Here is a 24,200-nt window from a genome sequence, read left to right as displayed (position 1 = left end):
AATGAACAATAAATCCGAGAAGTTAATTAATAGTGAAGAATATGTCTCGGTTAACGGTGTAAATCATTATTTATTTCATTCAGGTACTAATTATGATAACCCAGTATTGCTTTATTTACATGGTGGTCCTGGTAGTGTTGAATCTCTTTTTGCCTATGCTTTTCAATATAAAATAGAAGAAACGTTTACGATTGTACATTGGGATCAGCGTGGTGCTGGAAAAACGCTTACTAAAAACCCCGATAAGTATCCTACAATTGATGACATGCTAGAAGATTTATATGGAATTATTCAATATTTAAAGCAGAAATATAATAAAGAAAAGATTGTTTTACTCGGAAGGTCTTGGGGCACTATTTTAGGAAGTATATTTATCAAGCTATATCCTGAAGATATTGCTTATTATATTGGCGTGGCACAAGTTGTCTCCCTTCTTGAAAATGAGCGTGTTGCTTATGCAAAAATGAAGGAACAAATAGTAAAGGCAAATGATAAAAAAGCTTTAAAAAAACTTGAAACTATAGGAACTTATCCAGGAGAAAAAATAATATTTGATCGTGAGTTTTTAAAGAAATGTAGGAAAATCCGAAAACTTCAAGGGCTTTATGGTTTAGCCGTTAAGAGTGACCTTCCTGTTTTTATATCAGCGTTTAAAAGTCCTATTTTTAAGTTATCGGATCTTTTCGCATTTTCGAAAGGACTAAAAGCAAATAGCAAAATCCATGAATTTTTAGGAGACTTTGACCTGGCGGCAGACTCCTCAGATTATAAAGTTCCCATTTATTTCATTTTAGGTGAGGATGACTGGCAGGCTCCCTACATTATTGCCGAAGAATACTTTAGTAAAATTAATGCTCCCCATAAAAAATTATTTATCATTCCAAATGCCGGTCATAGAATTATGATGGACCAAACCAACTTGTTCTCAGATACATTACTTCAGATATATAACAATGAACATTGTACGGAGGCGTCTAGATCTTATAAAAGTTCATCATAAAAATGTGAACTAAAAGCCGATTATGGAGCTTTTAAAAAAGACATGCTCGTACATTTAAGCATGTCTTCTCATTATTTTTTCTTAAGCATACATGTAGTAGCAATTATGCCAATCATTAATAGTATAAAAATCAAATAGGTAAATGTATGGTTTCCAGTCACATCATAGCAATAGCCGATTAGTATTGGGATAATGGAGCTTATCATAAAGCCTCCTGAAAGCACCATAGATGACCAGCTATTTGCCTCCTCGTCATTTCTTGCCTCATCCAGTGGTAGCAATAAACCAATTGGAAATAAGCCGCTTAATACGATACCTATTATGAAAACGGCAATCCATAAAAAAGTTCCTGAGCCTAACCATAGCAACACAAAGCCAATCACGCCTAAGCTCCCTAAAGAAAAGAGCCAACCGATTCGACTGAACCATTTTTCCATTAGTATAGGAACCAAAATATTTCCAACCATTTGTACAATAGACATAAAAGTTAGCATAGAGCTTGCAGCGACAAGAGAAAAGCCCTTATCCTGTAATATCGGTGCTAGCCAAGACATTATTGAGAAGAACAAAGATGTTTGTATCCCAAAGTAAATTAAAATGGTCCAAGCACGTGCATTTTTCCAAGGATTTCGTGCTGCATTTTCTGTCCATACACCTGTCTCTGGCCGCTCTTGATTTTGTATTGCTAGTAACCAAATACAAAGAGCAATAATTGCAAGTATTGCCCAACTGCCAAGCGCCATTGTCCAGCTCTCATGAAAATGATTAAAAAATGTTATGGTTAGTGCCGCACTCAATGTTGCCCCTGTTCCTATTCCAAATGAATAAACACCTACCACGGTTGTAAAACGATTCGGGAATTTTTTCTTTATATAGGCATTTAAGATGGGTCCAATAAGTGCAATGGCAAATCCTGCAACGAAGCTTGTGACTACAAGTAGTACATAACTTTCTTTTAAAAAGCGTAGCCCATTTGCTAATGCTAGGATTATTATTAAAAGCGTAATAGCTGTTTTTGTTCCGAGTTTCCTTTGAATAGGTACCGCAAATGGTGCAAAGAGACCCATGCAAAACACCGGAATAGATGTTAAAAAGCTCATTTTTGTATTTGATATATGGAGTGATTCCAAAAGTACATTAAATAGTGGTCCTATCCCTGTGACTGCTGGGCGCATATTGAGCGCAACGAAGAAAATACTAACAACCACAAGTACCATAGAAACACGCCATTGCTTGTTCTCCATACTTTTTAAATACCTTCTCTCTATTGATACGGTCAAAAATTCAACAAAATTTGTTAGACCTTTAAACTCTCACTATTTCCTTTTACCATTTTTTCTAGTATCGGTCAATTTAATGGTAATTATTAAAAAAAAGACATAACGGCAGCTTACGATACTTACATTTTTTTTGGCGCTGCAATGCCCAATAATACTAACGATTCTTTTAAAACAATGGCTACACAATGACAAAATGCTAATCGTGATGTTCTCTGGCTATCATCGACCAATATTTTATTTTGAGCATAATATTTATTAAATACACGCGCTAATTGCAAGGCATATTTAGCAATTTGTGATGGATCTGCTTGCTCAAAAGCGTTGACAATTACATTCGGAAACTGTTCTAGTAATAAAACAACTGGCCACGCTTGCTCCCCTAATGCTTCAAACGATACTTCGTAACTAGTTTCATTTGCTTTTTCCAAAAGAGATGAGATACGGGCATACGTATATTGAATATATGGCCCTGTTCCACCTTCAAAATGCATCATTTGCTCAATCGAAAAGTCAATATCATGAAGACGATCATTTTTTAAATCATTAAAAATAACCGCTCCTACACCAACCTGACGTGCAATGTTCTCTTTATCCACTAGATTTGGATTTTTTCCCTCGATATTTCGCTTCGCCGTAGCTATCGCTTCTGTTAGTACTTCTGCTAATAGAACAATCTTTCCTTTACGTGTCGACATTTTTTTACCGTCTTTTAGAATCATCCCAAAAGGTACATGCTGTAAGTCTTTTGCCCAATCGTATCCCATCTTCTCAATTACGTTAAATAGTTGTTTAAAATGAAGAGATTGTTCATTCCCTACAACATAAAATATTTTTTTAGGATCATATTGTTGTTTACGATAAAAAGCAGCTGCTAAATCACGTGTAGCATAGAGCGTAGCACCGTCTGTTTTAGTGATTAAGCATGGAGGCATATTGTCTATTTCAACGACATATGCACCATCTGATTGCACAAGTAGATCTTTCTCTTTCAATTCTTTAACAACAGCAGTCATTTTGTCATTGTAGAACGCTTCCCCAGCGAAAGAATCAAAGTTTATTCCAAGCAATTGATAAATGGTTTTGAATTCTTCGAGTGATGCATCTCTAAACCATTGCCAAAGAGCTAAAGCCTCTCCATCTCCATCTTCTAATGCTTTAAATGCAGCACGCCCCTGTTCATTGAGAGTATCATCCTGCTCCGCTTCTTTATGGAACTTTACATATATTTTTAACAGTTCCTCTATTGGGGCAGCTTCAATTACTTTTTGATCTCCCCATTTTCGATAGGCAACGATTAACTTACCAAACTGTGTGCCCCAGTCACCTATATGATTTATACGAATTGCTTGATAGCCATTTTTCTCAGCAATATTCGCCAAAGCATTCCCGATCACTGTTGAGCGTAAATGGCCCATGGAAAAAGGCTTCGCTATATTTGGAGAAGAAAAGTCTAAAACTACATTCCCTTTTGACTCCTGATGAGTCCCGTATAAATTTTCTTCTTTTACTATTTGGCAAAGTACTTGATGTGTAATCGTTGGCTGATGGTAAAAAATATTGACATAGCCACCTACTACTTGAACTTCTTGTATTAAATTACAGCTTAAATTGTGTTTTATGTCGGATGCGATACTGTTTGGAGATTTTCTTAATTTTTTTGCCAGTGTAAAGCAAGGGAATGCTACATCTCCTAAGCCCAAATTTTTCGGTCTTTCTAGTAGATTTTGAATGTCATTAACAGATAACTCATTATTTAATGCCACAGCGATTCTTTTCGCAATTTGTGTATGCATATTCATTCTCCTCTCAATAAAAAAAGCCCCCATCTCTAAATATAGAGACGAGAGCATAGTTATCCCGTGGTACCACTCTAGTTGCCATATAAATATGACCACTTTCCATTGTTAACGAGGTGACTCCCCGATATTCTCTACTACTCATTCGAGAACCTTCTCCAAAGTGCGTTTCATTTATGGCTGCTGCATTAGGCTCACACCATCCCTAATTCGCTTTCCAGTAACTCCATAAACTACTCTCTTTTTCATCGAATTTGACTGTAATTTCAAAATATTCTACACGAGCTACTAATTATTGTCAACAGTCTTTTCAGAAATATCAAGAAGTAAATGTTTACATTAAAAATGTTCTGCTGAATAATTAACAATAACACTTTTTTTAGCCCGCCATACATTTCGCACCTTATTTTTCTTGATGTCATAGTACGAGAGTACGCTCTCCTTTGGTATTTCCAAAATACTATAACCCTTTTTTTCATCAATAAAACTAGATAAGAAATAAAACCCTTCTTTTTTTTCATCGTATTTAACTGAGCGAATTTTTGAATAAATATTACTACTATCTAGTAGGTGCTTTACTTTTTTTGTTTTGATATCTATTTCAACAACATGCGAAATAGGACTATCTACAGCTTCATCATAGCTAATAATAACAGAGCTTGCATCTGGAGCCAATGATGCGCCACTTATAAATCTTTCTACATCGGCTACATGTTTCTTTTTTTGTCCTTCAATATCATAAATATCTAAACTGTATTTGGTCGGCTGTAATTTCGTTTGATTTTTATTAACCTCGTCAAGTTTCTTCTGATCTTCGTCCTCGGAGAAAGAAACCACAATTAATTGATTATTGTTCGGGTTATAATTAAAATCTAAAATACTGCTATCCTTGTTGTCTTCGTCCCATATTTGTATTTTCTGCGTATCAAGATTATAGGTAGCCATATGAAAATTTTTAAGTTCATCTCTTAATAGCACTCTCATAAAGATAATTCTTTGCGCTTTGTCTATTTGGATAAAGTCAACATTATGAAATACAGTGGTTAATTGTTTCATTTGATTCGTGTTTAGGTCATTTTCAAATAATTGTATTGTATGATCTGATATGACATCAGCAAAATACAATATATTAGTACGTTCAGAATAAGCGAAAGCAGTAAAATCCGTCGTTTCCTTACTAAATAGTACTTTACTTTTATTTTGACTCTGATCAAAATGATAGAATGTAAACTTCAAACTTTTAGGACCAAACACATTGATATAAAGTTTAGATTCTGAGGGATTATGATCATTAATTGAAAATATTTTTTTACTAAAGACAATGCAAATCATTACGGTAATTATCAAAATTAATGTAAGTCTCTTCAAGATCCCCTCCCTTTCTACTATAAAGTTTGCTATTTCGCCCTACTATTTAATGTACCCCTCATCCTTACCTGCTAGAACTCTTCCTAAAGGTTATTTAGCTTACGAGTACTCACAACACATTTACACGCTTTTTTATAAAAGTAAAACCAGTATTATTTGGCAATCGTCTAATGAATGAACACGTAAGGAGGTACGATATGGAGGAAACAATAACAGCAAGCGGTTTATCACGAGATCAGGTGATTGAGGAGCTAATGGCCAATTATGGCCAAGCGATTCTGCAGCTTGTTTATACATATGTACATGATACTGCTCTTGCTGAAGATTTGACGCAAGAGATTTGCTATAAGGCTCTCTCAACATATCAGGGACATGCCAGTTTGAAAACTTGGTTATGGCGTATTGCTATTAATCATTCAAAGGACTATATAAAGAGCTAGTACAAGAAAAACGTAGATGTTATCGAAACGAATGTGTTAGAGGAAACATTAGAAACGAGCGATTTGCTTGAGCAAGTTGTGAAAAATAGTGAGGACGAGGCGTTGTTTGACTTAGTGATGGCACTTCCCGTAAAGTATCGTGAACTTATTTACTTTTATTATTTTGAGGACTATCCGATCCAGGAAATTGCTAGCATTTTATCATTGAATAACAATACGGTGAAAACAAGACTTCGTAAGGCACGTTCCTTGTTACAAAAAGCGTTAGGAGGGAATCCATTTGACGGAAACACGTTTTAAACAAGCTATGAAAAATCAATTTAAAAAGGTGCAGTTTACGGAGACATATAAGGAAGCTGTGCGCAAAGGCATTCATGAGGAACTTTCGGATCAGGTGCTGTTACCGATGCTACAAACGATGCGCTCAGGCTATGAGATTACGCAACTTCTTTATACAAATAACAAAGAGGTAGTTCATTTTAACGAAGGGATGATCTATGCTTCTCTACATCGCCTTGAACAGCAACAACTCGTCGTAAGTGAGTGGCACGAGAACGAAAAGCGATATGTTCTTTCACGTAAGGGTGTTAAACTTCTGACAAAGCTTAACAAAGAAACAGACAAGCTCCCTTCTCTTCAGCAATTACTGAAGGAGGTGCGCTATGCGAACGATTAAAGAATTTATTCAACATGTAAAGGGTCATATTCGGAACAAGGAGGCACATGAAGCTGTTGAAAAGGAGTTAACCTATCATTTAGCGAAGTCAAAACAGGCTTGGCAGGAAAAGGGCTATAACGCTGCAGATGCAGAACAACAGGCTGTAAGTGAAATGGGTAATGCTACAAATCTCGGCGTCTCACTCAATCAAATTCATCAGCCGAAAATCGATTGGCTACTCGTTATTCCATTTGTGCTGGCAGCGATGTGTAGCTTTTTACCGCTCCTACCAGCTGAGCTCTCGTTACGACATTTTATCATGCGTAATGTCGTTATTGTTATTGGTGGAATTGCTGTGACAATTTTCTTAACGCGACTCGATTTCCGCAAGCTAGAGCGCTATTCCACGCATTTGTATGTACTGGGATGTCTCATATTTCTTATTATCTTAAATGGTAATCAAATGATGAATGATGTGATCTTTTTTCAAGCAGGTCCCCTTGAACTTAAAGGTTGGATGACATAGCCTCTCTTTTTAATAGCATTTGCGGGATTTTTTGCTAAACAAAAAAAATCATTATGGTGGTTGCTCATTCTTTATTCTATCGGTGCATATTGCTACATACGATTGCCGGACTTTTCATTATTCTGTACGTACACGGTGATTGTTGCCATATTATTTTATGCGAGTAGCTTTTCTCGCAAACAAAAGCTAGCCTGTACCGTAGCTTTTAGTTTCCTATTTGTTGCCTTAATAAGCTACTTAATGGTTGTGCCTTTAGCCCCCTATAACCTTTCACTGGCTCGAATGAAGACTATATATACACCAGGTTTAGAAGATAATGGTGTATCCTATATTTCAACCGTGATGAAAAACCTCACATGGTTTGGCAACAGCAAGGTAATATGGGAGATTGAGGCACATACTAATTATGTATTACTGACGATTTTACAAACGTATGGAATTATTGCAGGAGTAGCCGTTGTATGTCTTCTTAGCTTCATCATTTTCCGTATAGCATACACTCTAGCCTCCATTCATAACGAATACGGTCGTTTATTAATAGTAGGTGGCCTTGCCTATGTCACAACGCAAATTATATATCACATACTTATGCTTTTCGGACTTGTCCCCCTCATGTCAATGCCAATCCCATTCATTAGTTATGGTGTATTTCCAATGCTACTTGGGAGCGTTGCTATCGGCTTGACACTTAGTATTTATCGAAGAAAATCATATATTTAATGTTTTTAAGCAATTTAAAGTAACCTTTTACCAATCTATCTATAAAAGGTTACTTTATTTATAGAAAATTATTTGTCCCCTAACTATATGTCTCTGAAATTAAGTGAGAATTTATCAAAAAAGTTACCCAATTACAGGTAGTTAAATTTCATTAAGTATCGATATTAAAAAAATCTATTTAGGAAAATAGACAGGTTCTGTGTACATGAAAACCGATATAAATATGCCCACAGTCACTACAAATAAGGCAATTTTCTGTAATAATGAAAAGTCTCGGAATTTTTTATTTTGAAAAGCAAGATCAGAAATTATCGTAAATAGAAAAGCTACTAACAAAACCTCCAAAGCTCTATTAAGAAATGAAATATTGTATATAGCAATTGCTATAATTGCTATAAATGAAAAGATAAACTGCCTAAAATATTTGTTTCTTAATAGCATTTCATCACCTCCACATCCCCTTGTATTACCAAAATGTATTTACATTGATATATATGTGAATAAAACTTTGAATATTTACATTAGGAGGGAATCACGAGAAGTTTACTTTTACTGCTGGCAAATTTTACCAACAGTAATGATGATGTTTGGGATTAGTTTGATATTTCATACTCTCTTCTCAATGACGCTCCAATAACAACTCTTGAAGCAAATATGAACACTAAAGAAATGGTTGTTACAGTTTCAAGCGATGACGATTATTATGTAGCACTTACAAATTACATTTTCCTCTTTTTAGTTTTTATGTATAATTTTGTTATAGGATTTGAAGTATTTAATAAGCTATAAAGAAATAGATTGAGAGGTATACATATGAAAAAATTCTTAAAAATTTTCTCTATTACTATTCTTGTTATTATAATCATGTCTTTTGTAGCTTTGCTATTATTTGGATGTAACAACCATAGTAATTTATCTGGAAGCGTTTCTGAAAAGATCGATCAATATTTGACAAATGAAAAATTTCAGGGAACCGTCCTAATTGCAAAAGAAGGTGAAGTTTTATTTACAAAAGGTTACGGATTGGCAGCCGATGATTTACAGAATAGCCCAAGTACACTCTATCAGATTGCTTCATTAACTAAAACATTCACTGCAGTAGCAGTCATGCAATTAGTGGAAAAGGAACTTCTAAACTTAGATAATCCAATTTCGCAACACTTACCAGATTTCCCGAATGGAGAGACTATTACAATAAGTCATCTATTAAGTCATAGCTCGGGAATTCCGGATTATCTGAAGAAGGATTTCAATTTTGACTACAGCAAAGATTGGAATCCAATTGATATTGTAAATACCGTTAAAGATTCTGAATTAGAGTTTACCCCAGGTAAAAGCTTTAGTTATAGTAATACTGGTTATGTAATGTTAGGGCTAATTATTGAAAAAGTCAGCGGACAGTCTTATGCAAATTATATAGAAGAAAATATTTTTAAGCCGAGCAACATGTCTAATTCTATGTTTACGGTTCCCACTGGCATACCGAAAGCGGAAGGACATGTAGAAGGAAAAATCGGACCCTTATTACATAATTCTGCAGCATACGCAGCTGGGGATATCATTTCTACTGTTGAAGATTTAGAACTGTTTGACAGAGCCTTGCTTAATAATGTGTTGATAAGCAAAGAAACATCAGAATTGATGAGTACGACCCATGCTAAAAAGTTTCCGAATCAATATGGCTATGGTTGGTATACTCAAGATGTCATGGGGAAAAATACGCTACTCAACAAGAGCAGCGCTTAGTAAACAGATGGTACTATTCATAGTTAATCGATCTCTATTCCGAGCATTTCTTTAGCCTTCATTTTAGTAAATGTTACTAGCATTTCTAAAGGCATTTTTGCAACTTCAAATCCTTTTTCTTTTGCTGCTTCTTTAGTTTTATTCCAAAGTGTATCGTTTTCTATCATATCTATAAAATCGTTACCGTCCCAAGTGATTTTAGGACAATCACTAATAAGATGTCCCTCTGAAATACCGTCTAATTTAAAATCAATAAAACCTGCATCTTCTAGTAATTCTAAGTGATACAAATATTTTTTGTTTTCCAATTCTTCCTCTTTTGTAATTTCAGGGTAAAAATATGACTTAAATAAAGAAGTGGTTTATGTTCACCATTAGCTAAATCTAGCAATATTTCAATACAGTATTCCATATCTCTTCTTAAAATAATCCCTCCGTTGTACCTGATTATTATAAATTTCGACAAAAGGAAGAGGTTTCCTCTATAAATTAAATAGAACTATTATTACATTAAATTTGTTAATTTAACTTTTTTCTATGTACTTCTACCGATATTTCAAAATCATCCTTTCGAAGCATAATAAAAAGCATCCTCAAAAGAGGACGCTTTTATAAATTACGGATATTACTTAAAAGTTGTTGTTTATCTATTGTGAGTTATTTGTTCTGGCAGCTCATAATCACTAGCTAAAAACTCTACACCGCTGTCAGTTAAATACTCCTACACTTGAGGTTAATGTACTTGTTTCAATTCGGAACTATTATTTAATAAATACACGAACTATATTTTCTGTTACACGCTCCATAACACGAATATTGGTAGGCTCGTCAGATAAAGTTAATTCACCATCTAATACACCTACTTTAGCAAAGTTATTAGGATATAGTGTGCCGTCATCTCGTACTAACAACTTACCTACTAATCCTACAGCATCCCATTCAGCACGCTTTTCACGAGGTGTATATGCTTGGTCAGGATTCCAATTAGGGTTTAACCTAGCATTTTTTCACTAAAATTAATATGCTCCTCTTTTAAACTTGCCAACGTATTTATTCTAATCCCTGTTCTATAAAGTAAAAGCACAACAACCAAATCCCTAAAACCTATGAAGTTGGTTGCATCGATTACTGATAACAGAATCTCTAATTTCTTTTCTTGTGCCGCTTGTTTGACTTTTTTATCAACTTTAATTTTAACGTCCTTCCAAAATTTATTACCTTTAATCCAACCATTATCGTAAAACCTTGTTAAAATTGCCGATACAAATCTAAATCTGTTTGCTTGAGTTACTTTATCTAAATGATCGAGTGATTCTAACCAATCCATGAATCCTTCTTTATTGATATCATCTACTTTTTTAAGATTTAAAAACTCAACGTATTTCTGCATAGTGTGATTGTATACAAGTAAAGTTTTGTGTCTTAGTCCTTGTAATTTCATCTGTTGATTTACTATTTCGATGGCTTGTTCAATTAAAATAGAATCAGTTTTTTTGTTAGTATCCTTTTGTTCAGAAAATGAGGGTTTTAAATTTGGCTTGAAAACAACATCATCCATTCTCAATTCCTTTACTTTTCTAGGCAAGTGACATCTCCCCTTTGTGGAAAATTAAAAGGTAATAAATTAGGGATAAATTTATTTTATTTTCTTACCTGTTTTTCTCCCTACATACGATCAAATACACACAAAATAATCGGTCATATTATCCAAATTTCACACTCAACTCTCTTGCTTCGATTAAACATCCTTCTTTCACCGACTATAAACGTTGATTTAATAATGTTTATAGACTATGGTACATATTTCATGATATACTAGTGCCATTGTGAAAAAAGGAGGAACTTGCATGATTCAAGTAAGTAATGTAGGTCTTCGCTATGGCGATCGTAAACTATTTGAAGACGTAAATATAAAATTCACACCGGGGAATTGCTACGGTTTAATCGGAGCAAATGGTGCTGGTAAATCAACATTTTTAAAAATTCTTTCTGGTGAAATTGAAGCACAAGAAGGTCACGTATCAATGGGTAAGGACGAACGTTTATCAGTCCTTAAACAAAACCACTTTGAATACGATGAATTCAATGTACTAGATACAGTTGTTATGGGGAACAAACGTCTTTGGGAAGTAAAATCTGAAAAAGACGCTATCTACGCAAAAGAAGACTTTTCTGATGAGGATGGCATGCGTGCTGCTGAATTAGAGGGTGAATTCGCTGACCTAAATGGTTGGGAAGCTGACTCAGAAGCAGCAACATTATTAAACGGATTAGGGATTGGCGACGAGCTTCACTATATGCTAATGGCTGACCTTGAAGGTTCTGACAAAGTCAAAGTATTGTTAGCACAAGCTCTATTTGGTAAGCCAGACGTTCTATTACTAGATGAGCCTACCAACCACCTTGACTTAAAAGCAATCCAATGGTTAGAAGAATTCTTAATTAACTTTGAAAATACGGTTATTGTCGTATCCCATGACCGTCACTTCTTAAACAAAGTATGTACACATATTGCTGACCTTGATTTCTCTAAAATCCAATTATATGTTGGTAACTATGACTTCTGGTATGAGTCTAGCCAACTAGCACAAAAAATGATGGCAGACCAAAACAAGAAGAAAGAAGAAAAGATTAAAGAGCTACAAGCATTCGTTGCTCGTTTCTCTGCGAACGCTTCAAAATCAAGCCAAGCCACTTCTCGTAAGAAAATGTTGGATAAAATCGAGCTAGACGACATTAAACCTTCTAGCCGAAAATATCCGTTCATCAACTTCCAAACTGGACGTGAAATCGGTAATGATGTGTTAACAGTGGAAGGCCTTACAGCAAGCAATGAAGGCGAAACACTATTTAAAGATATTCGCTTTTCAATGAACAAAGAGGATAAAATCATTTTACTTGGTAATCCAATGGCAAAAACGGCTCTTCTTGATATTCTAATGGACGAAAGAAAAGCAGATGCTGGTACATTCAAATGGGGCGTAACAACCTCTCAAAGCTACTTTGAAAATGATCACGATAAATACTTCGAAGGTTCAGAAAAATCATTAGTGGAATGGTTACGCCAATATTCTCCTGATGATGAAACAGAAAGCTTCTTACGCGGCTTCTTAGGTCGTATGCTATTCTCTGGTGAAGAAGTGAAAAAATCTCCTTCCGTTTTATCAGGAGGCGAAAAAGTTCGTTGTATGCTATCAAAAATGATGCTTGCAACAGCAAACGTTATTTTACTGGATGAGCCAACGAACCACCTTGACCTTGAGTCAATCCAAGCATTAAACGAAGGGCTTATGCGCTTCAAAGGTGCAATGCTCTTCACATCTCATGACCATCAGTTCATCCAAACAATTGCTAACCGTGTCATCGAAATCCGTGAAGACGGTACAATTTTAGATAAACTATTAACTTATGATGAATTCCTAGAGTGGAAAGATAGCCAAGGCTTAAACTAATGAACAAAACAGGGTCCTCCTATTCAAAAAGGAGAACCCTGTTTTTTTATACATTTATTTACTCAATTTTTGCAAGTAAATTATTACTTTGTCGAGCTTATACTAGCTTCTCCCATCAATCAATTTCTGTAACAAAGAAAATACGTAATAAAACTTTCCTTTCTATGCATATTCACTATAGAATTAAGATAACTTATTCTTGAATCTTTTTAATTCTTCTATGAATGTATGGAATTCCAGAATATCCATTTGCTGTGTAGAATCAGATAATGCGACTGCTGGGTCTGGATGTACTTCTGCCATAACTGCATCTACACCAATTGCTAGTGCCGCTTTTGCAGTTGGAAGAAGTAAATCTTTTCGTCCAGTTGAATGTGTTACATCAACAACAACCGGTAAATGTGTTTCTTTCTTTAAAATCGGCACTGCAGAAATATCAAGTGTATTACGTGTTGCCTTTTCATATGTACGAATACCTCGCTCACATAAAATTATTTCATCATTTCCTTGCGCAATAATATATTCGGCTGCATGGACGAACTCATCAATTGTCGCTGCTATGCCCCGTTTTAATAATACTGGTTTACTCGTTTTTCCTAGGGTTTTTAATAAATCGAAGTTTTGCATATTTCGAGCGCCAACTTGAATTACATCAACGTAATCAAGTGCCATTTCTACATCATTGGGATTTAATATTTCACTAATAATTGCTAAATCAAATTCATCTGCTACTTGGCGTAAAATTTGTAATCCTTCTATTCCCAATCCTTGAAAATCATAAGGCGATGTTCTCGGTTTGAACGCACCACCCCGCATTAATTTTATTCCATGTTCTCTCATAGCCTGAGCTACTTGACGAACCTGGTCTAAGCTTTCAACTGCACAAGGTCCCATAATAAATGTCTGTAAGCCATTTCCTAATAATTCACCTTTAATATCTACAATTGTATTTTCCTGTTTCTTTTTTCGTGAAACCAATAATGCTTTTCGATTATCATCTTCTTGCAATTCTAGACTTGCTTTAAAAATAGTTTTGAAAATATGCTGAATGGTAGCCGTTTCGAACGGACCTTCATTATTCTGGGCAATCAAATCAAGTGCTTCACGCTCGCGTAGGGGATCAAAGCGTTTTGTACTTTGTGATTTTTTGTATCCACCAATTTCTTGAACAACCTTTGCACGTTCATTTAGTAAATGTAATATCTGTAAATTAATATCATCTATTTTTTCTCGTAGCAAGTCTACTTCATGAGTTAATATCATAAAATCCTCCTTGTTAGTTACTTAACTATATATGATAAAATATGATCGTTTTTTGAGCTCTAGGAAATTCATTTTGTAACAAACTGTTTATTTTAAAAAAATGCAAGCAATATTGAACGGTATATTTCTACCAAGAAATAACCACCCAATATTGCTTCAACTTCAAACTCTCATTGGACAAATAACTAATAATTGAATGTTATATATTATAGTTGGATAGATTTCTCGAACATTCGCTTTCCAAATATGAAGCTTGAGCCACACAGCAGCGTAAAACCAGCATAGATGAATAAAACTAGTGAAGTTAGGTTCAATGATGACTGGATGCCTTGAGCTTCAATTGTATTAGCTATGATAGGAACAAGGAACACTGCTACTAATGACATGAACACATCCTGAAAAATAGCTGTCCGACCCAGGTAATTGCTTCCAACACGTAATTGCAAGGAAGTATCTAAGCAGATCACTGCACTTGTAGATGAAAAGCCTATTACAAATAACCAAAAACCAGCAAAGTAAATGTTACCCCCTCCAACTAAGAAGATCGCTCCTGTAGATAACCACAAACTAATATTTACAATATATCGAGATAAACGTTCTAACCTAACTATACGTGAAAGTAGATAGGAAGCTAAAAATGCTCCGACTATGTATCCACCATCCAATATAACGTATCCAAATGATTGACCTTTAAGTGATTCGTTGAGCGGAACAATCAGCAAGTTAATAATTGCTGTAATTAATAGACCACTACTGGATATCAAGACATGGGCATATATGCTTGGGGTAGTGCGAAATGCCACTAATAGCTCTTTCCATTCAAGTAATGTCTGAGTAAAGTTAAACATTTTGGAATGTATTGTTTTTTCAAGAGAAGGTAATTTGCCTAGTGAAAATGTCATAAGACCTCCCAGCAAGAACCAAATTCCAAGAGAGATGAAAGCAATCTCTTTATTAGCCATTGCAAGTATAAGGGTGCTCATTCCTAGACCAAGTAATTGCCCAGCTTGCATGACCCCCATACGAAGTGCATTGTAGCGGCTAAGCAATTCTTGCTGTATTAACTGTGGTGACAATGAAAAGATACTTGCACGGTATGCAGGCCCCATTATACTCATGTATAGCGAAACAATTATCACACCCACGATGCTTTTTGTAACGATTACAAGAATACCCGCGATAATTATCAGAAGCCCCCTAGAAATATTGACGAAATTAGCTGTACTACGTGGGCTAATCCGATCAAGAATACCTCCTCCGAAGAACTGTCCGACTAAATCAAGAGCAAACCCCAAACTTAATGTAGTGGCAAATGCTACCACTGACCCTGTTACATTATAAATCAAAATCCCGGTCATTAATGAATGACCACCAAGCCCGATATTAGTAAACAATACATTTAATAGTAAAAAGTAAGCTCTTCGGTCTAGCTGTTTTAACAAAAAGGTATTTGACTTCAATCAATCAACTCCCTACGTTACTGTGAACTTTTACTTGTAACTTGAGTTGATCTGCTGCTGCTTTTGCCAACTCTAACGCTTGTATAGGAGTTTCAGCAACTGTTCGAATTGATGCCAGGCGTGAATATGAGTTTTTCAAACCTTCCAAAGTCATACCAAGTTCGAAGCTAGGAATGAATTCTACGACCCCTTCGGCTTGTGATACTTGCTCAGTGTTCTCCACATTTAGTAACTCCCCTTCTAGGTCGGTATGAACAAACCAGATTGCCACTCCTTTTTGCGTTCGTTTGGCTCTTTGTACATCCATCTTCAATCGCTCATATATCGATTCACCAGCGGCCTGTTCCACCACGTACTGCAACGGGTCTAATCCCAGAGAATCTTGTAATAAATAAGGAATATCATCCCCAGCTGCTCGCACATGTGTTTCGATGACACGAGGACCTTCCCCAGTTAACATGATTTCGGTATGAGTAATTCCAAAGCGAATGTTTAATGCATCTAATACCTTTACGATATGGTTTTCAATTTCTGTATATGTGTTTGAATCAAGTATAGCCGGAATCATATGGCCAATTTCGACCTTACTGACCTCCTCTTTATACTTCTCAACGATAGACAGAATTACATGTTGGCCTCCCTCAGAAATTGCTTCAACACTATATTCACGTCCTTGCAGATAACGTTCTACTATTAAGGGTGAAGGTTCCAAACGGGGTGCAGTCGCCGTATTGGAACGTTCAAATTTTATAGCCACATCTTCTGTTCCATAGACAACTGAAACCCCTGCACTAGCACGACCTTTGCAAGGTTTAATAATCAGTGGATATCCCCACTTTTGTCCAAATTCCATCACTTCTTCAGCACTCATAACTAATGCATTTGGAATATCTTCTACTCCGGTTGAGCGCAGTTGTTCACGCATTTGAAGTTTGTTATGCACCCACTCGATTGTAGAGGAGCTGTGATAGTCCAATCCTAGTGACTCACTAATTGCAGCTGCTTTATCTTGATCAATCTCTGCAAAGGAAACTACTGAGTCGAAAGGATCAATTTTGTGTAGTGCACCTGCATGTTCTACCCACGCCTGAGTATCCGCTTTTTCTTCTATAACTAAGACTTTATTGTTCTTTTCAATCTCATAAACAAATTTTAAAACAGAGGGACGACAGATTACAGACGTTTGTACATTTGTGTCAACGGCACGAAGTCGAGGTATGAGATCAGAACCACCACCTACAATTAAGACGTGGTGGCGTTTTTGAAATAAAGTTTCGTTCGGTACTTTATCAGATGTGTTCATTATCCACAGCTCTCCTTTTGTTATCAAATTTACTATTTAGTAATTGTGGCTTTGGCTTTCACGTGGCGTAGGACTGGCTCTCCGAAAATATCCACTACACGATTTCCAGTAAATTCAAAACGGTCCTTAGCAACCACGTGGTATTGTATCCCGTACCATAATGGTAGAATAGGCATTTGTTCTAATATGATATTCTCAGCTTCTTGATATTTTAATTTACGCTGATCGATATCCAACATAGCACGTGCTTCCATTAACGTATTGTCGAAGATTGCGTTGTTAAAGCTTGAAAAATTGTCCATTCCAATAGAATTAGAATGGAAAAGTGGGAACAATACGTTATCGGGACTTGGGCAGTCAATCGCCCACGTCATTCGGAACATTCCGTCAATTCCACTCTGTAACTTGTCTAAAAATTGACCCCAGGGTAACGGACGTAATTCAAGTTCAATATTGAGATTATTGAGCTGATGTTTTACCTCACGTACCCAAGTTTCATGTCCTAAACCTGCATTGTAATAAAATGGAACTTTTAAAGGTAGAGATACTCCTGCCTGCTTAAGTAGTTCACGTGCTCGGTCTACATTAGTCTCTTGAGAAAGAATATCTGAAATGTTGGTGCGGAATTCGGATCCAACCATTGGTGGTAATACACCCGTTGCTAAGGGACGAGTACCTGCAAACACGTTATCAATTATATTTTGACGGTCAATCCCCAAAGCAATTGCTTGCCGAACCAAAACATTGTCAAAAGGAGGCAAATCATTCGGAAATCCAATATACTGCATCAATGCACAAGGTGTGCTACGGAAGCAGTCTCCAAAAGACATTGCTTCATCCAACGACTTCGGTGGTACTTTTGTGATATCTAACTTACCTTCTTTCCAATCAGAATAGGCATCATCAAGATCTTCATAAATACGGAACTCGATTTCATCTAAATATCCTCTTCCACCATCAATAAAAGCTTCATTAGCTGCATAGTAATCATCAAAACGTTTCAACCGAACATAGCTATTATGCACCCACGGTTCAGCCAACATATATGGTCCTGTAGAGACTACATTGTCACGAAATTTTTTTGGGTCCTGCTCAACCAATTCTCGAGGTACAGCAGCGGTACAATGATGTCCGAAGAGGGCTGGGACTTCAGCAAATGGTTCAGTCAAACGTACTAATAACTCATATGGTCCGATTGCTTCCAAACCACTCATATGATCAGCTACACCAGAATGTATCTCTTCAAATCCCTTAATTATGCTTAAATGATAAGCAAGCTCGGAGTTTTGTGAAGGTTTTGCTAAACGATTCCAAGAATAGATGTAGTCATCGGCAACAACTTCGCGCCCATGATGAAAACGAACGCCTTTTCGTAAAAACAAACGTATAACGCATCCTTCTTCTTCTAATATCCATGATTGAGCTGCCGCCGGCTTAGCTTGTCCGGTATCCGGTGTAAAGTCTATTAACGGATCGCTTAAAAAACGCAATACCAAGGCACCATCATGCTCTGAACCAAAACATGGGTCAATTGAAGTGGGCTCACCCATAAATACACTTATTACATTATTTTCTTTCATACATTTACACCCTTTCTGTAATCAGAATCGCTACTTTCCTTACCTTTTGTCGAATAACTGAATAAGCTTAAATCTGACAATTTTGTACCAAGATTGAGAATATCCTCTCTTTTATTTGATACCGCTATAACACGAGCCAAATTGCTTCCTGTCCCAATGCGCCAATTTGGTTCCGATCCGACAGGGTACACGATTTCCGCTTCTATCACCCCAGGTAAATCCATAATTTCAGTTACACTTGGTACTCTTTCTAATTTAATGTCCAAAACAGGTGGTTGTGGCGTGAAAAATCCGCAATAGTCCCTGAATGCTGGTTCATTTGATGGCGGAATACCTACTGCAATTCGTGCTAACTCAGCTACTATGTTATAATTAGCAGCATAGGATAACATCTCTGTTATCCCCCCTCCCACACGTCCGTTTACTTCAATTATACGTGGTCCATCTGTTGTCAATTTAATCTCAGTGTGTACAGCTCCTACTTCAATACCAAGTAATTGAATAGCACGCTCTGCTTCCTCATAAATACTTTTTAGTCGAAATTCAGGCAGAAAAGATGGCATGACATCGCCCGTTTCACGAAACGGAAATACCAAAGGCAGTTTGTCTGTCACTGTTAAATGATGAATATTTCCGTGTGACACTAGTGACTCAACACTTACATGATCTCCGTATCGCTCGTCTTCGTGCCAACGTGTACCAATCAATTTTTTCTCCAACAGAAAATTGGGGGAGCCATGCACACGCGCATCATTTTGATATAATGTTGTCGCTAATTCAAATACTTCCTCTAACTCTTTCATTGATTGAATATCGTAAGTTGACAAACTACCAATTCCAATAACTGGTTTCAGAACAGCAGGGAAGCCAACGTATTTCGCAGCAGCTTGCAGGTGATGAGAACCTTCTATCTTATAGATTTTTGGAGTGGCTACCCCTCCTTTAGATAAAGTTTCACGTTGCAACTCCTTATTTTGTAAAGCTTGTTGTGTCTGCTCCGAATTTGACGGTAATCCCAAACGATAAGCAACTTCGTTTACGTCATGTACAACTCTTTCACTAAAGGCAAGTAATCCTTGAGCTCCAAATAAACTTGCAATACGTTCTACCTCCTGCTTAAGCTTACATCGGTCTTCAACTACATATACCTTCACATGCTTTTCTAAAGCAGATAATCGTTGTTGAAACATCTTATCTTTCTCTGGTTTTGCGAGAACCACTCTCACTTCGAAATCTTTGGGAAGCATAGGTATGTACACTGATGGCGACGGCCCACCTGGAGCATCCACTATTAAAAGACGATATCGTTTTTCACTCATGAATAAACACCAACTTCCTAATAAATTAATAGTCTTTCAATGATTGAACAACCATTTTTCGGAAATAGTTTAATTGCTGTTCTTCACTGTACGACATAAGATTGACAATATGTTTTAGTAATGAATCATCATATTCGGTATCCAGTGTTATATACGCTCCTAAATCAAAAAGTTCACAACCCCGCCTTACCTTCCCTTCATAAGAGGAAAGTCCATAATGAATTCGCGTAATTCCCTGTTTAATCGCATAAATTAAAGGTTCGTAAAAACAAATATTAGGGTAGCAAAATACCTTATCTAACTTTTCATAGTCAAATCCGGCTACATGAGAATACAATACGTTATCATATTCGAAAAATAATACAAACCCAACGGTCTCTCCTTTACAAACAGCAGTAAAAACTCTAATCCGATCAGCAAGATTTTCCCGCATCGCAATAAAACTGTTGCGTAATTGGTTAAGGTCTCCACCATGACCATACTTTGAGCGAATGGAGAGCTGTAATTCAATTAACTCGTCTGTAAGTCCTTCGGAACCGCATAAGACCTTAACGTCCAACCCAGCATTCATGAATTTTTTACGCTCTCTGCGGATTGTGTTACGGCGATGATCATTAAAAAACTTTAAATACTCCTCGAACGACTTCCAGCGTACAGGTAAAATCGTATCAGCCCCAACCCTTACTTTTTGATATTTATCTGGTAAATTTCGTGCCATATCTGTAGACAAATCCTCCGGTATATAAAATAATCCGTGAACTCGACTTCCTAATTGATATGCGCAACATTCAAAAAATTTCACCATTGCACTAATGATTTTTTGACGTTCATTAGTAGAAATGCTTGGGCTAACCATAAGCGCACAATATGAATTAGGTGTAGCTGCTATCAAGGATGGATATAGGTTTTGACATTGTATTTCGTTTTGAGATTCTTTAAGTTCCTCTTGTTGTGCTAGAGTCAAAAAATCTGGATTGCCAAAGTTTCCACCTTCAATCAAACTACGGGGTATATTATAAAATAATAAGCCATTTGCATTTGTAACAAGTTGACAAGGTAAAATTCCTGCTAAGTTCCCCTTACAGTCCTCTATTACAAGATACAACATTTGGACTTCTGGTATCTGCTCAACGTAAGTCAACCATTCACTAGAACACCAAAAGCTTTGTTCCTGAGTAATCTTTTGCAGAGCATCCGAGGGAATCTCCTTAACACTTTTATAACAACGTCCAATATTGCCATTTAAATCGAATCTCTCTGAAAAAAGTTGTTCAACCTTCTGTGTAATATCTAAATTCATTTGTGCATTCATACCTTTCACCTTTCTAATACATTTGCTTTGGAAGAATTGAGCCCTCTGCTAGAACCTCCACTTTTGCTCCAAGGAAAGTACGACCGCTTTTCGAATCTTGTTGTAAATAGATACAGCCCCTGCTAGAGGATTCTATATGTCCTTGATCCACACGAACGTTACTAGACAGGCCAAATGAACAATACTGATCATATCCAATTAAACCAAGAGCGGCGCCCCCTGTAGCTGCATCTTCATTACCAGCTAGCGAGGTAGTAAACACACGTAAGAGAACATAATCCGATCTGAGCTTGACAAAAAATGAAATCCCAGTTATACCAAGTTCTGTACATATATGCATAACCTTTGACGGTATTAAACGAATACTGTATAGGTCATCTTCTGTTGCTAACGGAATGTAAAGTCGTCGTCGGCCAACACCGCCTATACAAACTTTTCCAGCCAATACCTCTCTTGATATACCAAGTTGGGTCAGTCCGTGTATATCCGAATAAGGAATGACCAGGTCTGGGTTGGAATCAATCCACCAAAAACCATCACCTTCTGTAAATACAGAAACTATACCAACAGCAGTTTCATATTGAAAGCGCGCAAAACCAATACTTTGCCCATATTGTACTGCGGCACTTGCCAACAAAGTCTGGGTACAAAATTTTAGCTCCTCATACGGAGAGAACGTCCGGTGTTGCATCGTTTTATTATTCCAAATAAAAGCCGTGTCGGGTAATTGAAGTCGGGTAGCTATCCCCTGACTAGTCTCTATTCCTATATCGGATTCAAGCTTGACAACTCCTGTAAGGTTGCCCGAAATATCTTCATCATAAAATACACGTGCTAACCAGAATTTTTCCATAACTTTCTCTCCTCTTAATAATTCAAAGTGGACTCCTGGGTAATCATCTTTCCAATCGCTAAAGCAAACCGATTGCAAATCATATCCACATCTGATGATGTTAAAGTAAGTGGCGGTGTAATTTTGATTACGTTATTAAACGTTCCTCCCAGCAAACAAATAACATATTGTTCCTTTAAATTCTCATTAAGCTGCCTTGCTAGTCTTTCAGAGTTAGCTGGCGTATTAGCTTCTATTCGAACTCCTAGCATGAGCCCTCGTCCTGTAACGACAAGACGAACTCCGCTATTCTCTAAAAACTCTCCGTTAAGTGCCTCCAATCTGCTCCTAAATTGCTCTCCCCGTTCTAAAGCATTTTGAGGTAAGTTCTCTTGGATTAGGATCTCTAACACTTTCACACCAGCCGCACACGCAACCGGATGTGCAGAAAATGTACTGGTTTGCTTGTAAGCAGGTACTTGTTGCATAATTGATGATGGGGCAGCAACTAACGAAATTGGTAAACCACCTCCTAGTGCTTTTCCCATAATAATAATATCTGGTGTTATATTGTCATGCTGGAACCCAAATAAACGACCTGTTCTGCCCATGCCAGTATAGATCTCGTCTAAAATTAACAACATATCATTCTCATCCGTCAGCTGTCTTAGAGCTTTAAGAAAGTTTGGTGGCGCGGCAGTCATGCCAGAAGATCCTTGCACCGGTTCAACTATAATCCCAGCAACCTGATCGATAGGAAAATCTGGATGTATAATAAAGCGCTTTATCCATTCAAGATATTCCTCTACAGAAGGGACCTTAAATCCGTGCACACGTAACGCATCATCATCCGGGAAGGGGAGACGAATAGTATCAGCAGCATGACTAGAGACACCTGCACGTAATTTCGGATTTGCCGTCACAGTAAGTGATCCTCCCGTTTTCCCATGAAAACCACCTTGAAAACTAAGTATAGCCGGTCGCCTCTTGGCCATCCGTGCTACTTTCAAAGCACCCTCTACGGCTTCAGATCCTGTAACAGTAAAGAGGAATTGTGGCTGTTCAAACGGGACTAAGTTACTAAGTTTCTCCAGAAGGTTAGCACGGGAGCGAGTAGGAAATTGCCAACCTGTGTGGGAAATAGATTGGAGTTGCTGAATTATAGCAGTGAGAACTTCAGGATGATTGTGGCCAACATTGTGTACGCCAGAACCTGCAGTCAAATCCAAAAATTCATCTCCGGTTTCGTTCCAGACGCGAAATCCTGAACTGCTTTCCCAATCCAGTTTTGTTTCTTTACAAATAATATCCGCCATTGATGGGGATTCTAGCTTCGTCACAACATCTATAATCGTTTGTTTATTCATCGAGCGGCTGCTCCTTCCCAATTTAATTCTCGCACCAGTTCTGTTACACGCTTTATCAAGGCTTCTGATATTTTTGCACCTTTCTCGGCATTAGCAAGAGAAGGATTGCCAAACACGCCTGATGCCTCAGGGCTTGGGTTAATCAAACGTGGGTTATATGCCCTATGATCAAGATGGATATCGTTTGAAGCGAGACCTCCTGAAATTTGTGTACCTTCCTTAATTCGCTCCATTCTCACATGTTGAGGAAACCAATGGAGAAACAGTGATGTCAATCCTTCTCCAGCGTGCATTTCATATTTTGACTCACAAACCGAACGTAGAATATCAAGAACCAATTCTGCCCATTCAAAAACCACGACTTCCATACCGTAGTCTGTAACCAGTTGCTGTGCAGCCGTGAGTAGTAAAGGCTGATTTTCATCATGTCCATTAATAATTAAGAGACGCGGACAGATTTTTGCTGCATTAGCTCCGATTTCCACGATAAGCTTAGTGTATGTTTCAGCTGAAATGTTGAGTGTTCCTGCCCAGTTTTGGAACATAAAATTCACTCCAACTGGAGTAAAAGGGAGCTGTAAAACGCTAAAGCGGCGTACGACCTCCTGCGCAATTCGCTCCGCCACAAGATAGTCAGCTCCAAGAGGAAGATGTGGCCCATGCTGCTCGACACTGCCAGTCGCAAGTACCAAGAAATCAAGTTGACTCGATTTTATATCTACCCAAGGTATATCTGTCAAGACTCCGTTTCCGGCTAAAGTATAACTCATATCTCTTC

General features: G+C 37.1%; 20 protein-coding genes, 2 pseudogenes and 1 other annotated feature. Of the genes and pseudogenes, 7 read left to right on the top strand and 15 right to left on the bottom strand.

The genetic code is table 11. From position 1 onward, the window contains the following. Window position 1 precedes the first annotated feature (1 nt). Window positions 2–1,000, top strand: a complete 999-nt coding sequence (locus C7Y47_RS06770) for an alpha/beta fold hydrolase (protein WP_142508073.1) — start codon at window positions 2–4, stop codon at window positions 998–1,000. A gap of 71 nt (window positions 1,001–1,071) precedes the next feature. Here C7Y47_RS06770 and C7Y47_RS06765 read toward each other — a convergent pair whose 3' ends face one another. The 3 genes from C7Y47_RS06765 to C7Y47_RS06755 all read right to left on the bottom strand — a co-directional run bounded on the left by C7Y47_RS06765 (window position 1,072) and on the right by C7Y47_RS06755 (window position 5,444). After that, the gene (locus tag C7Y47_RS06765) at window positions 1,072–2,244 is read right to left on the bottom strand and encodes an MFS transporter (protein ID WP_142508072.1); all 1,173 of its coding nucleotides are present in this window, start codon (window positions 2,242–2,244) and stop codon (window positions 1,072–1,074) included. Window positions 2,245–2,399: 155 nt separating this feature from the next. Continuing rightward, a complete protein-coding gene (gene argS / locus C7Y47_RS06760; RefSeq protein ID WP_142508071.1) occupies window positions 2,400–4,073 on the bottom strand; it encodes an arginine--tRNA ligase in 1,674 nt (557 codons plus the stop codon). Window positions 4,074–4,113: 40 nt separating this feature from the next. Next, window positions 4,114–4,334: a binding site (T-box leader), on the bottom strand. An 81-nt stretch (window positions 4,335–4,415) separates the two neighbouring features. After that, window positions 4,416–5,444 (bottom strand): hypothetical protein, encoded by a 1,029-nt coding sequence (locus C7Y47_RS06755; protein ID WP_142508070.1) that lies wholly within the window; start codon window positions 5,442–5,444, stop codon window positions 4,416–4,418. A 197-nt stretch (window positions 5,445–5,641) separates the two neighbouring features. Between C7Y47_RS06755 and C7Y47_RS06750 the strand changes: the two are divergent. The 5 genes and pseudogenes from C7Y47_RS06750 (at window position 5,642) to C7Y47_RS06730 (ending at window position 9,534) form a co-directional block, all read left to right on the top strand. Next, window positions 5,642–6,184 (top strand): annotated as a pseudogene (locus C7Y47_RS06750) (sigma-70 family RNA polymerase sigma factor). After that, entirely contained in the window at window positions 6,165–6,560 is a 396-nt protein-coding gene (locus tag C7Y47_RS06745) for a helix-turn-helix transcriptional regulator (protein ID WP_142508069.1), read from the top strand. Before C7Y47_RS06750 ends, C7Y47_RS06745 begins: the two are co-directional and overlap by 20 nt. Beyond that, a complete protein-coding gene (locus C7Y47_RS06740) occupies window positions 6,547–7,068 on the top strand; it encodes a permease prefix domain 1-containing protein (RefSeq protein WP_142508068.1) in 522 nt (173 codons plus the stop codon). Before C7Y47_RS06745 ends, C7Y47_RS06740 begins: the two co-directional genes overlap by 14 nt. A 12-nt stretch (window positions 7,069–7,080) precedes the next feature. Next, entirely contained in the window at window positions 7,081–7,788 is a 708-nt protein-coding gene (locus C7Y47_RS06735) for an FtsW/RodA/SpoVE family cell cycle protein (RefSeq protein WP_142508067.1), read from the top strand. A gap of 813 nt (window positions 7,789–8,601) precedes the next feature. Continuing rightward, a complete protein-coding gene (locus C7Y47_RS06730; RefSeq protein ID WP_142508066.1) occupies window positions 8,602–9,534 on the top strand; it encodes a serine hydrolase domain-containing protein in 933 nt (310 codons plus the stop codon). A gap of 23 nt (window positions 9,535–9,557) precedes the next feature. On the opposite strand, the gene C7Y47_RS06725 is transcribed toward C7Y47_RS06730, so the two are convergent. From C7Y47_RS06725 to C7Y47_RS06715, 3 genes and pseudogenes are all read right to left on the bottom strand, one after another. Continuing rightward, window positions 9,558–9,842 (bottom strand): DUF2513 domain-containing protein, encoded by a 285-nt coding sequence (locus C7Y47_RS06725; RefSeq protein WP_185903423.1) that lies wholly within the window; start codon window positions 9,840–9,842, stop codon window positions 9,558–9,560. Between the two features lie 453 nt (window positions 9,843–10,295). After that, a pseudogene (locus tag C7Y47_RS24865) lies at window positions 10,296–10,472 on the bottom strand (peptidase G2 autoproteolytic cleavage domain-containing protein); the annotation flags it as partial. A gap of 53 nt (window positions 10,473–10,525) precedes the next feature. After that, on the bottom strand, window positions 10,526–11,119 hold the full coding sequence (locus tag C7Y47_RS06715; RefSeq protein WP_142508063.1) for a phage integrase SAM-like domain-containing protein: 594 nt from the start codon (window positions 11,117–11,119) through the stop codon (window positions 10,526–10,528). A 262-nt stretch (window positions 11,120–11,381) separates the two neighbouring features. On the opposite strand from C7Y47_RS06715, the gene C7Y47_RS06710 reads away from it, so the two are divergent. Continuing rightward, window positions 11,382–12,986, top strand: coding sequence for an ABC-F family ATP-binding cassette domain-containing protein (locus C7Y47_RS06710; protein ID WP_100541926.1), 1,605 nt, complete (start codon window positions 11,382–11,384; stop codon window positions 12,984–12,986). Window positions 12,987–13,169: 183 nt separating this feature from the next. On the opposite strand, the gene C7Y47_RS06705 is transcribed toward C7Y47_RS06710, so the two are convergent. From C7Y47_RS06705 to C7Y47_RS06665, 9 genes are all read right to left on the bottom strand, one after another. Then, a complete protein-coding gene (locus tag C7Y47_RS06705; protein WP_142508215.1) occupies window positions 13,170–14,246 on the bottom strand; it encodes a bifunctional 3-deoxy-7-phosphoheptulonate synthase/chorismate mutase in 1,077 nt (358 codons plus the stop codon). Between the two features lie 209 nt (window positions 14,247–14,455). Beyond that, window positions 14,456–15,709, bottom strand: coding sequence for an MFS transporter (locus C7Y47_RS06700; protein WP_142508062.1), 1,254 nt, complete (start codon window positions 15,707–15,709; stop codon window positions 14,456–14,458). Window positions 15,710–15,713: 4 nt separating this feature from the next. Beyond that, window positions 15,714–17,012, bottom strand: a complete 1,299-nt coding sequence (locus C7Y47_RS06695; RefSeq protein ID WP_142508061.1) for an ATP-grasp domain-containing protein — start codon at window positions 17,010–17,012, stop codon at window positions 15,714–15,716. Between the two features lie 32 nt (window positions 17,013–17,044). Continuing rightward, window positions 17,045–18,592, bottom strand: coding sequence for an ABC transporter substrate-binding protein (locus tag C7Y47_RS06690; protein WP_142508060.1), 1,548 nt, complete (start codon window positions 18,590–18,592; stop codon window positions 17,045–17,047). After that, a complete protein-coding gene (locus tag C7Y47_RS06685; RefSeq protein WP_142508059.1) occupies window positions 18,589–19,911 on the bottom strand; it encodes an ATP-grasp domain-containing protein in 1,323 nt (440 codons plus the stop codon). Before C7Y47_RS06685 ends, C7Y47_RS06690 begins: the two co-directional genes overlap by 4 nt. 25 nt (window positions 19,912–19,936) lie before the next feature. Further along, entirely contained in the window at window positions 19,937–21,223 is a 1,287-nt protein-coding gene (locus C7Y47_RS06680; RefSeq protein WP_142508058.1) for a GNAT family N-acetyltransferase, read from the bottom strand. Window positions 21,224–21,236: 13 nt separating this feature from the next. After that, entirely contained in the window at window positions 21,237–22,076 is an 840-nt protein-coding gene (locus tag C7Y47_RS06675) for a PhzF family phenazine biosynthesis protein (RefSeq protein WP_142508057.1), read from the bottom strand. A gap of 14 nt (window positions 22,077–22,090) precedes the next feature. Further along, the gene (locus C7Y47_RS06670; RefSeq protein WP_142508056.1) at window positions 22,091–23,443 is read right to left on the bottom strand and encodes an aspartate aminotransferase family protein; all 1,353 of its coding nucleotides are present in this window, start codon (window positions 23,441–23,443) and stop codon (window positions 22,091–22,093) included. Next, entirely contained in the window at window positions 23,419–24,192 is a 774-nt protein-coding gene (locus tag C7Y47_RS06665) for a creatininase family protein (RefSeq protein ID WP_142508055.1), read from the bottom strand. The genes C7Y47_RS06670 and C7Y47_RS06665 overlap by 25 nt, the downstream gene beginning before the upstream one ends. Between the last annotated feature and the right edge of the window lie 8 nt (window positions 24,193–24,200).

Origin of the sequence: Lysinibacillus sphaericus, from assembly GCF_006864135.1 — a bacterium.
Taxonomy (GTDB): domain Bacteria; phylum Bacillota; class Bacilli; order Bacillales_A; family Planococcaceae; genus Lysinibacillus.
Note: the sequence above shows the minus strand (reverse complement) of the source record. Positions and strands in the feature narration are given on the sequence as shown.